The 14,103-nt window shown below is 38.6% G+C and carries 16 protein-coding genes; 8 read left to right on the top strand and 8 right to left on the bottom strand.

Going from position 1 to position 14,103, the window contains the following annotated elements:
• Positions 1-231 precede the first annotated feature (231 nt).
• Both AC0UMU_RS04080 and AC0UMU_RS04085 read left to right on the top strand, forming a co-directional pair.
• Positions 232-1,131: a hypothetical protein gene (locus AC0UMU_RS04080; protein WP_009317782.1), complete on the top strand. Its 900-nt coding sequence runs from the start codon at positions 232-234 to the stop codon at positions 1,129-1,131.
• 145 nt (positions 1,132-1,276) lie between these two features.
• Complete coding sequence (locus AC0UMU_RS04085; RefSeq protein WP_009317783.1) at positions 1,277-2,191, top strand: ribonuclease Z; 915 nt, start codon at positions 1,277-1,279, stop codon at positions 2,189-2,191.
• A gap of 45 nt (positions 2,192-2,236) precedes the next feature.
• Here AC0UMU_RS04085 and AC0UMU_RS04090 read toward each other — a convergent pair whose 3' ends face one another.
• From AC0UMU_RS04090 to AC0UMU_RS04100, 3 genes are all read right to left on the bottom strand, one after another.
• The gene (locus AC0UMU_RS04090) at positions 2,237-2,515 is read right to left on the bottom strand and encodes a hypothetical protein (RefSeq protein WP_009317784.1); all 279 of its coding nucleotides are present in this window, start codon (positions 2,513-2,515) and stop codon (positions 2,237-2,239) included.
• Positions 2,516-2,586: 71 nt separating this feature from the next.
• A complete protein-coding gene (locus tag AC0UMU_RS04095; protein WP_009317785.1) occupies positions 2,587-3,027 on the bottom strand; it encodes a nucleoside deaminase in 441 nt (146 codons plus the stop codon).
• Between the two features lie 7 nt (positions 3,028-3,034).
• Positions 3,035-3,748 carry an SIMPL domain-containing protein gene (locus tag AC0UMU_RS04100; RefSeq protein WP_009317786.1) on the bottom strand — a complete coding sequence of 238 codons (714 nt, stop codon included), beginning with the start codon at positions 3,746-3,748 and terminating at the stop codon, positions 3,035-3,037.
• Positions 3,749-3,925: 177 nt separating this feature from the next.
• Between AC0UMU_RS04100 and AC0UMU_RS04105 the strand changes: the two genes are divergently transcribed.
• The 3 genes from AC0UMU_RS04105 to AC0UMU_RS04115 are packed head-to-tail and all read left to right on the top strand — an operon-like array spanning position 3,926 to position 5,456.
• Complete coding sequence (locus AC0UMU_RS04105) at positions 3,926-4,291, top strand: YraN family protein (protein WP_009317788.1); 366 nt, start codon at positions 3,926-3,928, stop codon at positions 4,289-4,291.
• A 13-nt stretch (positions 4,292-4,304) separates the two neighbouring features.
• Positions 4,305-4,691 (top strand): MmcQ/YjbR family DNA-binding protein, encoded by a 387-nt coding sequence (locus AC0UMU_RS04110; RefSeq protein ID WP_009317789.1) that lies wholly within the window; start codon positions 4,305-4,307, stop codon positions 4,689-4,691.
• Between the two features lie 27 nt (positions 4,692-4,718).
• On the top strand, positions 4,719-5,456 hold the full coding sequence (locus AC0UMU_RS04115; RefSeq protein WP_122304049.1) for a biotin--[acetyl-CoA-carboxylase] ligase: 738 nt from the start codon (positions 4,719-4,721) through the stop codon (positions 5,454-5,456).
• On the opposite strand, the gene AC0UMU_RS04120 is transcribed toward AC0UMU_RS04115, so the two are convergent.
• Positions 5,431-6,315 (bottom strand): tetratricopeptide repeat protein, encoded by an 885-nt coding sequence (locus AC0UMU_RS04120; RefSeq protein ID WP_009317792.1) that lies wholly within the window; start codon positions 6,313-6,315, stop codon positions 5,431-5,433. The two genes, AC0UMU_RS04115 and AC0UMU_RS04120, sit on opposite strands and share 26 nt — an antisense overlap.
• 174 nt (positions 6,316-6,489) lie before the next feature.
• Here AC0UMU_RS04120 and pyrH point away from each other — a divergent pair, with 174 nt between their 5' ends.
• The 3 genes from pyrH to rsgA all read left to right on the top strand — a co-directional run bounded on the left by pyrH (position 6,490) and on the right by rsgA (position 9,008).
• Complete coding sequence (gene pyrH / locus AC0UMU_RS04125; RefSeq protein WP_009317793.1) at positions 6,490-7,200, top strand: UMP kinase; 711 nt, start codon at positions 6,490-6,492, stop codon at positions 7,198-7,200.
• Between the two features lie 161 nt (positions 7,201-7,361).
• Positions 7,362-7,922 carry a ribosome recycling factor gene (frr, locus tag AC0UMU_RS04130; RefSeq protein ID WP_009317794.1) on the top strand — a complete coding sequence of 187 codons (561 nt, stop codon included), beginning with the start codon at positions 7,362-7,364 and terminating at the stop codon, positions 7,920-7,922.
• A 150-nt stretch (positions 7,923-8,072) separates the two neighbouring features.
• A complete protein-coding gene (gene rsgA / locus AC0UMU_RS04135) occupies positions 8,073-9,008 on the top strand; it encodes a ribosome small subunit-dependent GTPase A (protein WP_022391291.1) in 936 nt (311 codons plus the stop codon).
• 94 nt (positions 9,009-9,102) lie between these two features.
• On the opposite strand, the gene AC0UMU_RS04140 is transcribed toward rsgA, so the two are convergent.
• The 4 genes from AC0UMU_RS04140 to AC0UMU_RS04155 are packed head-to-tail and all read right to left on the bottom strand — an operon-like array spanning position 9,103 to position 14,098.
• Positions 9,103-10,449, bottom strand: coding sequence for a TolC family protein (locus AC0UMU_RS04140; protein ID WP_039927889.1), 1,347 nt, complete (start codon positions 10,447-10,449; stop codon positions 9,103-9,105).
• A 1-nt stretch (position 10,450) separates the two neighbouring features.
• Positions 10,451-11,554 carry an efflux RND transporter periplasmic adaptor subunit gene (locus tag AC0UMU_RS04145; RefSeq protein ID WP_122304048.1) on the bottom strand — a complete coding sequence of 368 codons (1,104 nt, stop codon included), beginning with the start codon at positions 11,552-11,554 and terminating at the stop codon, positions 10,451-10,453.
• 24 nt (positions 11,555-11,578) lie between these two features.
• Positions 11,579-12,838: an ABC transporter permease gene (locus AC0UMU_RS04150; RefSeq protein WP_270214309.1), complete on the bottom strand. Its 1,260-nt coding sequence runs from the start codon at positions 12,836-12,838 to the stop codon at positions 11,579-11,581.
• Between the two features lie 15 nt (positions 12,839-12,853).
• Entirely contained in the window at positions 12,854-14,098 is a 1,245-nt protein-coding gene (locus tag AC0UMU_RS04155) for an ABC transporter permease (protein ID WP_009317799.1), read from the bottom strand.
• Positions 14,099-14,103 lie beyond the last annotated feature (5 nt).

Genomic DNA, 14,103 nt, shown 5'->3' on the forward strand with positions numbered 1-14,103 from the left:
ATAAACGGGCAGCATAACAAAAAAAGAAGGCATCCTTTTTAGACACCTTCTTTTATATTCAATAATCAGCATTTATTAGCTCTGCTCAGATAAAATCCTATATACGTGCGACAAACTTCTAACACACATAAAAGCACACTATTACTTACTTCTTCTTTTCCTAAATTATATTCCTAACTTTATATTTAATATAAAAGAATACAAGTATAAATAAAAAACATATATCAAATTATGGTAATTCGTAAACAAGCTATAATATCATGGTTATTGGATAAAAAAAATGTTATCGACGAGTATAGCATAGGTACACCAATAACAGAAAACAAAATACATTTCGGATATCTATACAATGGCATGAATCACCTCGCAAAGGTACGTCAAAACAATCCAGATTGGGGCTTGCCGGAACTATTAATGCCCTCATTTGAAAAAATGATGGAGAAAAGCGCAAAATCATTTCTCAATATTGACCATGAGCTTTTTCAGGAATTCTACAACGATAACACCTGTGGTATTCTTCTCTCCAAAGATTGCGGAACTATCATATACGGTTTTGGAGAAAACAAATTATATATTTGGGTATTTAAAGAAGACAGGGGACAAAGTAAATTATGCATATATTTTTATGCAGAATCCACAGAAAATAATAGTCGGAAAATTTACACATGTCCAACCCTAATAGATGATAATCAGCTTTTCTCCGGTGATAAAGAAAAACGAGAACAAATATATGGAACTTTAATAAATAAACTTATGATATATCTCGCTCTCAAAAAACATGCAAAAGTAGAAACGATTATCATACCAACAGGCACTATTAATAACATTAATAATACTATCAACGAATATAAACAACATAAGGAAAAAGTAAGAAATGAAAGCGGACAAAAGGTAATCGTTATGGATTCCAAATGGTTTAGAAAGATCATTAATGATAATAATATTTTTGTAAGAGCCCACTTTAAACTACAGCCTAAAAAAAACAAAATGGGCGAATGGTATAAAGAACTTATCTTTATAGAATCCTATACTCGACATGGGTATCATCGCAATGCAACAATCGAATGCAGGAAAGAGACTGAAAACGATATTAACCAACCAGAGGCAAATAACTCTAATTGTCAAAAATAAGTTTTTCAAGTCTTTACAAAAACTCTGAATAAAATTCGATATTTTCTCGGCCAGAATTTATATATTTGTTTACACAAACGGCGGAAACCGGCATCCGAACTCTTTCCGAAACGTTTTTGGAATAATTAAATCCTAATTATATATTATGGAAAACTTCGAACTAACTATTTTAGGATGCGGATCAGCCATGCCTACAACTCGCCACTACCCAAGTTCTCAGATTCTAAATCACAGAGAACGTCTTTTTATGATAGACTGCGGAGAGGGAGCTCAATTACAATACAGAAGAAACAAAATAAAATTTACCAGATTACAACATCTTTTCATTTCGCATTTACATGGAGACCACTGCTTCGGATTGATAGGACTGATCTCCACCTTAGGTATATTGGGACGCACATCCGAACTGATTATTCATGCACATTCGGATGCAGAACGCGTGTTCAGACCTCAATTGGATTATTTTTGCCGGGACTTACCATTTAACGTTCGTTTTAATGCCATATCTACGAATCAAAATGAAATGATCTACGAAGATAAAGCATTAAAAGTTTCCACCTTACCTTTACGTCACCGGATACCGACATGCGGATTCTTATTTGAAGAAAAAGAAAAAGAAAGACATCTAATCCGCGATATGATACAATTTTACAATATCCCTATCAGAGAACTTGCCAAAATAAAACAAGGTGAAGATTTTATTACGTCTGAAGGGTTGATTATCCCTAATGAACGATTAAGCCGACCTGCTGATCCGGTTTCCCGATACGCCTATTGCTCTGATACTATTTATCAAGAAAAACTTATTCCCTTGATTGAGGGAGTAGACTTGTTATATCATGAAGCGACATTCGCAGAAGATAACAAAGCCCGAGCAAAAGAGACCTTTCACTCAACAGCAGTACAAGCCGCCACCCTTGCACAAAAAGCACAAGTCAAGAAATTAATATTAGGACATTTCTCGGCCCGTTATCAAGACGACTCTATTTTTTTGCAAGAAGCCCAAGAAATTTTTCCACATACCATCATTGCTAAAGAAAGTATGCAGATACGTTTCTGAGCACTATCTTCTTTACTTATTTACGTACAATAACTGCCACTGACTTTATTTTTTCGATTCAGCACTTCGGAGCTCTTTGAAAAAAGCCAATTCTTCCGGATTGAGACGTGTCAACAATTCTTTTTCGTATGTAGCCATATCACGCTCCGACTCTACCTGATCTATAATACTCTGACCGATGTCGTGAAGATCTTTCAGACTTTTGGGCGTCAATAACTTACTAACCACATTGTAACCGTATGTACCCCCATGCAATACCATGCCTAATAAAAGGGCTATTTCCGGTTTTATCTCCAATTCTACTTTTACTCGAGTGTTTTCCATATTCTCCTGTACGTTTTCAAATTTTTGCTATAATCTATATTATCAACTACCATTTATTATCTCTATTCTATCTACCTCTTATTTCTAAAGAAGTCTTGCATCAATCGCGCGCAATCTTCTTGCAAAACACCTCCCTGAATCTCGGTCTTAGGATGCAAAGCCTTCGGGGCAAATTTTTGAAATCCGCGCTTATCATCGGCTGCTCCGTAAACAATCCGAGAAATTTGCGACCAGCCCAATGCTCCCGCACACATGATACAAGGTTCTAAAGTCACATATACAGTACACCCTATCAAATATTTACCACCCAATACACCTGCCGCCGAAGTAATCGCCTGCATCTCGGCATGAGCCGTAACATCGTTCAGAGTTTCTGTCAGATTATGACCTCTGGCTATTATACGATCTTTATAAACAATCACCACACCGACAGGAATTTCATCTCTGTCATAAGCTTCTTTCGCCTCAAACAGAGCCTGACGCATAAAATATTCATCCCGGTTTTCTTCCATTGAGTTTTCAATCTTCAAGATAATAATCGACAGTCGTCACAACACGTACGCTTTTTATATACGGAGTATTTACATCCCTGTCCTCGATAATGAATTGTCCTTGATTGGCACGCTTTATTTTACCTAATTCACTATCAGAATCCTTTGCAAATTTTTCGGCCGAAGAACGGGCATTTTTAGTTGCCTCTTCTATCATTCCAGGTTTTATTTCATTCAATTTTGTAAAGAAAAATTGTGGGCTATATTGATATTCTCCGCCTGTAATAGCAACCCCCAATTTTAATAAATCGGCCTGTTTATCCATTAATTTACGCACCCGATCAATCTGTCCCGAAGTAACGGTTATCACCGATGTAATGTTATAACGGTAAGGTGACTGAGTATTCGAATATCTTTCAGCTTTCATATCGATAATCTGAGGTGCAGACAATGATATTTCGTTATCGGTTATTCCGTTATTTTTCAGAAAAGTTACAATAATCTGATTTTTACGGTTCAATTCATCATACATCGAAATCATATCATTACCGATTTCTTTAAATGCCAAAGGCCAGATCACCTTATCGGCAGGAACTTCCTTTTCCGCCAATCCTTTAACCGTAACAACTCTGTCCCTATCCTTAATTTCCGTCAAAGCATGACTTAATGTCCACCCTAACAAATAAAGCCCAATAGCAATCAATAATCCGGCTATCGGCAATTGAAATCGTTTTGAATCCATTATCGTCAGTTTTTAATTAATAAATCCTTCTATTCACAAATATAGCATTTAAAAGAGAATAAGAGTTATCTTCCTCTGTTTTTTTAAACAAAAAATAAAAAGCGTTGAGATGCATTTTGCGTAATTCACCGGAAAGGCGTATTTTCGTAAACAGATTCATTTTCAAAATTTCCGATTATGGCAAAACATAACCAAACAGGAAAGACAGGAGAAGAACTAGCCGCAGAATATCTCATTGCCAGAGGTTATATAATCCGGGATATTAATTGGAAAAACGGAAAACTCGAACTGGATATTGTCGCATATAAGGATCAGACACTGATCGTTGTTGAAGTAAAAACTCGAAGTTCCGATTTATTCGGGCATCCGGAAGATGCGGTAAACACCCGAAAGATACGACATATCATAGACGCGACAGACACATATATACAAAAATACGATCTCCCGTTCGAAGTCCGGTTCGATATTATTTCTATCGTTAAAAAAGAAAACGAATATGAAATCGAACATATTCCGGATGCTTTTTATCCTCCGTTACTATAAAACTTAAAACAATATGGATATAGAACAAATATGTGAATTTTGCTTAAGTCTTCCCGAAACGACAGAGTGTTTTCCGTTTGACGAAACTACTTTGGTCTTTAAAGTCGCAGGAAAAATGTTTCTTTATACGAGTCTCGAAGCCGAACAACATTGGGCAAATGTAAAATGTGATCCTGATCTGGCAATCGAACTACGGGAACAATATAGCTATGTAATGCCCGGATATCACGCTAATAAAAAATACTGGAATACGATCGTCTATGATAAAGCGAAAGAGGAACAAATGAAAGAATGGATGCTTCACTCATATACCGAAGTCGTAAAAAAACTGCCTAAGATCAAACGGGAAAAATTATTCGAACAACTCAAAAAAACGGGAAATTTAGACGACAGGCTCTAAAATAGCAGAAAGACAAAAGATAAAAATATGAACGAAACTTTTATACATCTGAATGAAACCCATTCGACCAATTCTTATTTAAGAGAATTGATCATGAGAGAAAAAGAGCAACCCGAAGGTACAGTCGTAATCACCGATTACCAAACTGCCGGACGTGGACAAAAGGGCAATAGTTGGGAGTCTGAACGGGGTAAAAATTTAACATTCAGCATTCTACTTCATCCAAACCATATTCCGCCGGGAAAACAGTTCATTCTGTCTCAACTCATTTCCATAGCAATTGTTGGTGTTCTAAAAAAATATGATCGGCATTTTACCATAAAATGGCCGAATGATATTTACTGGAAAGAAAAAAAAATAGCCGGGATGCTGATCGAGGTCGATCTTACCGGCTCATCCCTCAGTAATGCTATAATAGGAATCGGAATCAACATAAACCAGAGACATTTCAAATCAGATGCCCCGAATCCGGTATCACTTACCCAAATCACAGGTAAAGAACATAACCTCTCTGAACTCCTTGAGAAAATTCTCGACAGTATTGTCGACGAATACAACAAATACACTCCCGATAACGAAGAAGAAATAAGACAAAAATATATGGCGTTACTTTTTCGCAACAAAGGAGTATATCCCTATTTATATGGGGAAGAAATATTCAACGCTTCGATCGAAGGAATAGAACCTAACGGACAGTTGATACTGAAAAAAGAGAACGGCTCTATCCATACTTTTGCATTTAAGGAGATTTCTTTCGTGATTTAGACTCGTCCAAAATCATCTCTGCTTTTCCTATTTCTGCCAAACGTGTATAAATAGAATACAGAGTCTTACGCAGATAAGGGGTAGTATATTGTTTATCGGCTTTCTCAAGATAAGATGCGGCTTCTCGAAAATCGGTATCCAGAATTCTGTTTTTCTCCCATTCATAAGAAGCATATTGCATTCGTGTAGGAGACATCAGACTGTCATAGTGCATTTCCAACTCCTTTAATTGTTCTATTCCCCGATTATACATAAAATTGCCCAGAAAGATCAGAGCATCCCGATTAGTCGAATCTTTTTGATATATCCGTTTATAACAGTCAAAAGATTGTAGCTCTTCTCCCTGTTCAAGTAAAGCATCCCCTTTGAGTTTAAGAAGTCTTTCATCATCCGGAAACATCTCTAAAAGTTCGTCCGAAATCTCTACTATACGAGGCGCATCATTTCTAAAACGATAAAAACGTAATAGATAAGTATTGATCAATTTTTTCAGCCAAGGTTGTTCTTTCTTAATCAACAATAGCATATTCTCATATATCTTAGATTTTCGGTGAGCCATAGTCAAAGCATTCACCCCGATGAACAAAGAATCTAAAGACACACCGTTACGCTCCGATAATTCGACATAATGCATTACCGACTGGGGAGCTTCCTTGTAAGATGCCGCCACAACAGAAGATACATATAATTTTACCTCTTTCGGATTCTCGATCAACAAAATATTATACATAGAAAGCGCCTCGCTCCATTCCCGATTCTCAAAATGAGTCTCTGCTTTACGATACAATTTCTCATTAATAATCGCCCCCTGAAGCGAATACACCACACTCAAAAATAATATGATAATAATCTTCCTCATCTATAATTTTCGAAACAAAGTAACAGGCTCTTATGTTGCAAATTTAATAAAAAAGGAAGTATATATTTCTCTTTTTTGAACAGGAGTTTATCCCCGTTCATTTAAAATGTTTAAATTTGGCAAGGAAACAACAAAACAGGGAATAAGAATTTCCTCAATCATAAAATCAAAAATATGGATATCAAGTACAAACGTATATTACTAAAATTGAGCGGTGAGTCGCTTATGGGAGAAAAACAGTACGGTATAGACGAAAAACGGCTGAACGAATATGCCGAACAAATTAAAGAAATCGCCGGGCTGGGTATCGAAATCGGCATCGTAATCGGAGGTGGAAATATTTTCAGGGGATTGAGCGGTGCAGCCAAAGGATTCGATCGTGTTAAAGGCGACCAAATGGGTATGCTCGCTACCGTAATCAACAGTCTCGCCCTCAGTTCGGCATTAGATTCTCTGGGACAAAAAGCTCACGTATTCACCGCAACTAATATGTTCCCCATAGGTGAACATTATAGCAAATGGAAAGCGATAGATGCCATGAAACGAGGTGAAATCGCTATTATCTCGGGCGGTACGGGCAACCCGTATTTCACTACCGATACGGGGTCGGCTTTGAGAGGCATAGAGATAGAGGCCGACGTAATGCTAAAAGGTACTCGTGTCGATGGTATTTATACTGCCGACCCCGAAAAAGATAAAACAGCCGTAAAATTCGATAAAATCAGTTATGATGAAATCTATACACGAGGACTTAAAGTAATGGACCTGACGGCAACAACGCTTTGCAAAGAAAACCGACTTCCGATCATCGTATTCGATATGGACACCAACGGTAACTTGAAAAAAGTCCTCACCGGCGAGAATATAGGCACGTTAGTCTATTAATCCGAGAAACGTTTTGAGATTTGCCGAAACTATTTTATATTTGTTCCATAAAAAAATAAATTATCGTTTCGATAATACATTAACATATCGGTTAAATAAGATCGAAACCGTTTATTCCTACTGAAAACCGAATTTTATAAACCATCGTATATAAAACCACTATGACAGACGTAAAAACATATCTGGATGCCGCTGAAGAAAAAATGGCGATGAGTGTTGAGTTTTTAGATGAAGCTCTGGCTACAATCCGTGCAGGAAAAGCCAGTGCCCGCATTCTTGACCCGGTACGGGTAGAATACTACGGCAGTATGGTACCTATCAGTAATGTAGCCACTATTACCACTCCCGATGCTAAAACCATCGCCATACAACCGTGGGAAAAATCGATGTTCAAAGAGATCGAAAAAGCTATTCAAAATTCCGAAGTGGGCATTACTCCCGAGAACAACGGTGAAATTATCCGTTTAGGATTACCCCCATTGACAGAAGAGAGACGTAAAGCTTTAGTCAAACAAGCAAAGCAAGAAGCTGAAAACGCAAAAGTAAGTGTACGAAATGCACGCCGAGATGCTATCGATGGGTTGAAAAAAGCTATTAAAGCCGGAATGCCCGAAGATGTTGAAAAAGACGGAGAAGCCAGTGTTCAGAAAATTCACGATAAATACATTAAAAAGATAGACGATATTTTCAATGCAAAAGAAAAAGAGATTTTAACCGTATAACCTGAATCTCACATTTATTTTCGTTGTAAAAAGAATTTTTTGAACAGCATAAAACATATTGGAAGAACTAAAAGTCAGAACGGTTTGTTTTGCTTTTAGTTTTTCTTTTTTAAAATTACCCGGACAAGGATATAGTTTTATCAAATTAATATGGAACACGGACTCGTAATAAAAAACACCGGTAGTTGGTATATCGTAAAAACGGATGATGGGAAAGAGATCAAATGTAAAATAAAAGGTAATTTCCGTTTAAAAGGAATCCGCAGTACCAATCCCATTGCGGTTGGAGACCGGGTAGAAATAGAAAATAATAAAGAGGGGACGGCCTTTATCTCGAAAATAGAACCGCGAGAAAATTATATTATACGAAAATCGTCAAACCTTTCCAAAGAGTCTCACATACTGGCGGCCAATATCGATCAAGCCTTGTTAATTATCACAGTCAGCAATCCTACTACCCATACGATTTTTATAGATCGTTTTCTCGCTACTGCCGAAGCATATCGAATCCCGGTAAAAATTGTCATCAATAAAACAGACAGTTACAACGAGGACGATACAGAATACATGAATGCTTTGATCCATCTTTATGACACTATCGGATATGATTGTTTTAAGGTATCGGCATTGACGGGAAAAGGCATCGAGGAGATCAAATCTCTTCTAAAAGGAAAAATCACTTTACTGTCCGGTAACTCGGGTGTTGGAAAATCCACTCTGATCAATACTATCCTTCCGGGATTAAACCTAAAGACGGGAAATGTATCGACATCACACCATAAAGGAATGCACACTACAACATTTTCTGAAATGTTCCCATTGCCCGAAGGAGGATATATTATCGATACTCCGGGAGTAAAAGGTTTTGGTACTATCGATTTTGAACCGGAAGAGGTCGCTCATTTTTTCCCCGAAATATTTAAAATTTCCCATGATTGCCGTTTTAACAACTGCACACATCGCCATGAACCGGGTTGCGCCGTACTTGCGGCAGTAGAACAACATAGGATCAGCGAATCCCGATATGCAAGCTATCTGAGTATCATAGACGACAGCACCGAAGGAAAATACAGAGAAGGTTACTGATTTTCGCCATCATCCTTCATTAACATATACCGTCAAGTCGCCATTGTCTCCGAATGCGCTTGCATACGACATCCGGAAGACAAACAACCGTTAATTAAAAAGCTAAAGGCTTCCCATTATAGAAATCTAAAACTTTTGAACGGAATAAAAAATCATAACGCGCTTGAACTTGTTCGGACAGACTTTTCTCATATTTATTTTTTGCATCGCTATATTCAAAAACCGTTGATTTTCCGGCATCATACTTTTTCTGCTCATACTCGAATGAGATACGGGCCGCATCCACCGATTTTTGAGAAGAAATATACTTTTTATGCGCGGCGACCGCGGCATAATATGCCTGTTCTATTTCTTTATAAAGTTGCTGACGAGCATTATCCAATGCCAATTCTTGCAATCGTATTTGCAATCGGGCTTGCTTTACTTGATTGCGGGTTACCAAACGATTAAAAAGCGGGACAGATAATGTAAAACCGAGCGTTTCACTCCCATTATTACGCATCTGTTCGGCAAAAGTCCAGTTATTTTCATCTCCCCCCTTATAAGCATGATAATAGCTCGTCCCGTAAGACGCTCCGAAAGAAAGTGTAGGATAATATCCCGAACGTGCTTGTTTCAACCCAAAACGACTGCTCTCTAAAGCATACAAAGCAGACTTTATACCGGGACGATTTTCTACAGAAAACTTAAATGCATCCTTCGGGGAAACCAAAGATGCTGTTTGTTGTAAAGTGACCGAGTTCATATCGGGTTCTTCAATATCAAAACCCTCTGCCTTTTCTAAATTCAGTAATTGGGAAAGATCGACTAAAGATAAAAGCAGATTATTTTCCGATTGGGTCACATTCATTTCATCTTCTGCAACTAAAGCCCGGCTTTCATACAAAGATGCCTCGGAACTCCGTCCTTGCTCCACCATTTTTTCGATTTTTTTCAATTGCAAACGACTAATTTCCAGTTGTTTTTGCGCAATACATAATATCTCTTTATTAAAAAGGGCCTGTAAATAATAAGATGTTACATTCAAGGCAACATCTTCTTTCGCCTTATTCAACTCTTCTACGGCAGCTTTCAAGTCGAACCGGGCCGAACCGATCTCACTCTGTATCTTAAATCCTGTAAATACAGGGAGTGACGATGATATGCGAAATGATGTTGAAGATTGAGATTGGTCTTCATAAACTCCTGTACGTGAAGGACTCCGTCCGAAGTAAAAATCTTGTCCGGCACTTCCGGTCAAATCAGGTAAACGACTCATTCGAGTTGTATTCAACCGTATTTCACTATTTTCTTTTTCCAGTTGTTTTTGCTTTACCTGAATATTATTTTGTACGGCATAATCGATACATTGCGACAGCGACCATTTTTCTTGTGCTACAAGCGAAAAACAGCATGATGTTATGCCCAAACTTATTACGGCTATTTTACGAATATCCATCATTTCATTTCTTTATAATTCTATTTCCCCGAATAAAATCTCCCGCTTTCACTCCCGAAATTACCTCTATCGATATTCCATCCGACAATCCGGTTTTTATCGGTTTTTGCACAAATACCTGAGGACGGCTTATACTATCCTGCACCAGTTGCACAAAAGTAGAATCCCCATGAAACTCCACCGCACTTTCCGGTATCGTGAGCACGTTTTCTCTCCTATCCAGAATAATTTCAGCATTCGCACTATATCCGGCACGAACAAATACGGTATCAGGAATCGAAGCCGCTGCTTTAATTTCGAACAAGACTGTCCCGTTCTCCTCTGTGCTTTTCGGTGATATGTACTCCAGAACTGCATCAAAACAAGCATCTCTGAGTGCACCGACAGTAAGCTTGATCGGCATGCCCTCATGAAGTTGACCGACTTCGGTTTCGTCTATTTTACCTTTGAAAATCATATCATTCATATTTGCAATAGAAGCTATCGTAGTACCGTCATTAAAATTGTTTGATTGTATCACAGAGTTACCTACTTTTACCGGAACATCGAGAATCATCCCATCGATGGTGGAACGAATCTGAGTATTGCTATACTGTGCCGAACGCCTGGAAATCCCATCTCTTACAATTTCCAGATTATCCTGAGCATTCTGTAACTCTTCTTTCGCCCGGTTATTTTCCAACTGGCTTTTTTCAAACTCCTCTTTTGAGATCACACCGGAACGAAATAAATTTTGAGCCCGGTCAAAGTCCCGTTGAGTCTGACCGAAATTGATCTGAGCGACATTAACCCGAGACTCTGCAGCATTCAATGTTCCCATTTCCGGAATCACCTTCACCAAAGCAATTACATCACCGGCTTTCACCATCTGACCAGCTTCTTTATAAACCGCAGACACAATACCCGAAATCTGAGGCTTAATCAAGACTTCATCACGTGGCTCTACTTTTCCGGTAGCTATTGTTTTTTTCTCTATCGTCCTTTTCTGAGGAGCAACTACTTCATATACAGTTATCTCAGGACGGGACTTTTTCCATAAAAATACAAACGTTCCCACAAGCATTACTGCAAATACCAACAGTAAAAAAAACCTTACATATCTTTTCATAATCTATATTATTATTTTTCTTATTTATTCTTCCCGTATCGCATCTATTGCTTTTATCTGTAAAGCTCTCCATGCAGGCAGGCATCCCGCCAACAAACCGATAACGATCAAGACTATCGATGCCGAAACCGCTGTTGCAAAAGAAATTTGAGGTGGAGCAAAAAATATCTGTTCTCCGGATTGCAACATGTTTTGCATAAATATATCCACCACATATAGAAGAGCTACCCCCATAAACAAACCGAAAAAACCGGCCAGCAATGTCAAGATGAGACTTTCGGACATAATTTGCATCAATATAGAACGAGGACAAGCTCCCAATGCCCGACGGATACCGATCTCTTTAGTCCGTTCCCGTACGGTCACCAACATAATATTACTCACACCTACCGCCCCAGCCAACAATGTCCCTATTCCTACAATCCAAATCAGAATATTTATCCCACCGAATAAAGAGTAAAACATTTTAAATTCTTTCTCAACATTTATACTGCCGACGGCTTGCAAATCGTCAGGAGAGATTCGATTATGCTTCTTAACGACATTTTTCATTTCTTCCTCTAAAGCAGAAACCGAAAACTTTTCATTTACAGATAATGCTACACAGTCTATCTTGTCCCCTCTATTATAACTCTGCTGCATAGTACTAAACGGTAAAATAATAGATGCTTCGGAACGGCCTCCGATCTGTATTTTCGTTACCGGAATATTCACACCTACTACCCGATAAGCCACTCCATTTATCTGTAACAACTTTCCTAACGGATTCTCTCCCGGCATAAACATCTCTTGATACACCTGTTCCCCTATTACGCAGACTTTTCGCCTCTCCCTAATATCCACTTCATTTATATAGCGCCCATAAAGCATACGTTGGGGTTCTATAAAAAGGTAATCAGGAGAAAGCCCTTTTACCATATAAGCCCCATATTTATTATTTCGCAACGTATTTTTCTCATTCCACTCAAACATAATAGCAGATATTCGCTCTATTTCGGGAAAACGCCCCCTCAGCACCTCCACATCCGACGTATGTATAGACCAATTACGCCCTTTTGCAAAACCGGCATAAGCTTTAGAGGTCCTCTCAGAGAAGAAATAACAAGAATTTTTCGGAAAATCTTTCACCCCGGAAATTATCCCTTCTTCAAGCCCGTTTCCCGATCCTGACATGAGAACTAACATAAATATCCCCCAAAACACCCCAAATGCAGTCAAAAGACTACGGATTTTATTCCGCGTGATCGTAAGCCATATTTCCTGCCATCTATCTTTATCAAACATAACTTCAAAACTTAATCATTCACTCCGCAATGCTTCTATCGGTTTTACCCGTACGGCTTTCCGAGCCGGAAAATATCCGGCAAGAACTCCGGACACAACAAGAACCAACGTAGCAGAAACAGCTATCGAAAGATCTACCGTAGGGTTCTGAAATATCATATCCTTATTCATTCCTCCTCCAACCAACAAAGCATTCACACCTTCCGTCAAACTGATTCCTGCAATCATTCCCAAATAGCCGAAAAAAAGTGTTACAAACACCGATTCAATCACGACCAGTCTCAAAATCGAAGCTGGAGTAGCACCTAATGCTTTTCGGATTCCTAATTCCCGAGTCCGCTCTTTTACCGAGATCAACATAATATTACTAACCCCTACAATCCCGGCGATAAGAGTTCCGATGCCGATAATCCAAACAAAAATCTGGATTCCGTTAAATATTCCCTGTGTCTGCAAATAATTCGATATCGTATTACTGACATACAAAGCATTCCTATCGTCCGGAGAAAAATCTCCGAGCTGGCCCAACGTTTCCCGCATCCCTCGTTCAAAAGCAGCATTTTCCTCTAACGAGTTTACACCCTCGACCAACATCTCCAAGCTCTTATATTTTTCGTCAGGAAAATAAATTTTCCCGGCAGTCGATAACGGAATAAATACATCTGGCGAACTCTGCATAAGTTCTTCCGTATAAATGCCGACAACTTTATAGACGATATTTCCGGCTTTGATCTGCTGTCCTATAGCCGGTTTGGATTTAAATAACGTCTCGGCCGTACGCTCGTGAATTACAGCTACTTTACGAGCCATTTTCATATCAGCTTCATTAATAAAACGCCCTCCTCCCGCTACAATCTCTACATTACGAATAGATGGATATTCGGGAGAAACAGCCTTTATCAAATTAAACATAGATTCTTTTCCTACCGACAAAGTATCTCCCCAACGATCAAGAACGGCTGTAAAACGGGTAACCTCCGGGTGAAGTTTACGAAACTCGGAAACATCTTCAGGACGGAAACTTACTTGTCTGTTTTTAGGCATACCTTTATACGGAAGATAAGTCTTTCCCGTCCATAATGCTACGGCATTCTTTGCACGCCATGAAAATTTACTCTGCACCCCGTTCTTCAGCCCGTTACCTGCCCCCAATAACAGAATAAGCATAAAAATGCCCCAAGCAACAGAAAATCCGGTCAAGAATGTTCGTAATTTATTATTACGTAAAGCTCCCCATATTTCTTGAACAATGTTCCACATACTCG

The sequence above is a fragment of the Coprobacter fastidiosus genome, from assembly GCF_982245605.1.

Coding starts and splice junctions, on each gene's coding strand:
- rsgA (WP_022391291.1), top strand. CDS start 8,073: ATGGAACACGGACTCGTAATAAAAAACACCGGTAGTTGGTATATCGTA.
- pyrH (WP_009317793.1), top strand. CDS start 6,490: ATGGATATCAAGTACAAACGTATATTACTAAAATTGAGCGGTGAGTCG.
- AC0UMU_RS04150 (WP_270214309.1), bottom strand. CDS start 12,838: ATGTTTGATAAAGATAGATGGCAGGAAATATGGCTTACGATCACGCGG.
- AC0UMU_RS04080 (WP_009317782.1), top strand. CDS start 232: ATGGTAATTCGTAAACAAGCTATAATATCATGGTTATTGGATAAAAAA.
- AC0UMU_RS04145 (WP_122304048.1), bottom strand. CDS start 11,554: ATGAAAAGATATGTAAGGTTTTTTTTACTGTTGGTATTTGCAGTAATG.
- AC0UMU_RS04115 (WP_122304049.1), top strand. CDS start 4,719: ATGAACGAAACTTTTATACATCTGAATGAAACCCATTCGACCAATTCT.
- AC0UMU_RS04110 (WP_009317789.1), top strand. CDS start 4,305: ATGGATATAGAACAAATATGTGAATTTTGCTTAAGTCTTCCCGAAACG.
- AC0UMU_RS04155 (WP_009317799.1), bottom strand. CDS start 14,098: ATGTGGAACATTGTTCAAGAAATATGGGGAGCTTTACGTAATAATAAA.
- AC0UMU_RS04090 (WP_009317784.1), bottom strand. CDS start 2,515: ATGGAAAACACTCGAGTAAAAGTAGAATTGGAGATAAAACCGGAAATA.
- AC0UMU_RS04085 (WP_009317783.1), top strand. CDS start 1,277: ATGGAAAACTTCGAACTAACTATTTTAGGATGCGGATCAGCCATGCCT.
- AC0UMU_RS04105 (WP_009317788.1), top strand. CDS start 3,926: ATGGCAAAACATAACCAAACAGGAAAGACAGGAGAAGAACTAGCCGCA.
- AC0UMU_RS04120 (WP_009317792.1), bottom strand. CDS start 6,315: ATGAGGAAGATTATTATCATATTATTTTTGAGTGTGGTGTATTCGCTT.
- AC0UMU_RS04100 (WP_009317786.1), bottom strand. CDS start 3,748: ATGGATTCAAAACGATTTCAATTGCCGATAGCCGGATTATTGATTGCT.
- frr (WP_009317794.1), top strand. CDS start 7,362: ATGACAGACGTAAAAACATATCTGGATGCCGCTGAAGAAAAAATGGCG.
- AC0UMU_RS04095 (WP_009317785.1), bottom strand. CDS start 3,027: ATGGAAGAAAACCGGGATGAATATTTTATGCGTCAGGCTCTGTTTGAG.
- AC0UMU_RS04140 (WP_039927889.1), bottom strand. CDS start 10,449: ATGATGGATATTCGTAAAATAGCCGTAATAAGTTTGGGCATAACATCA.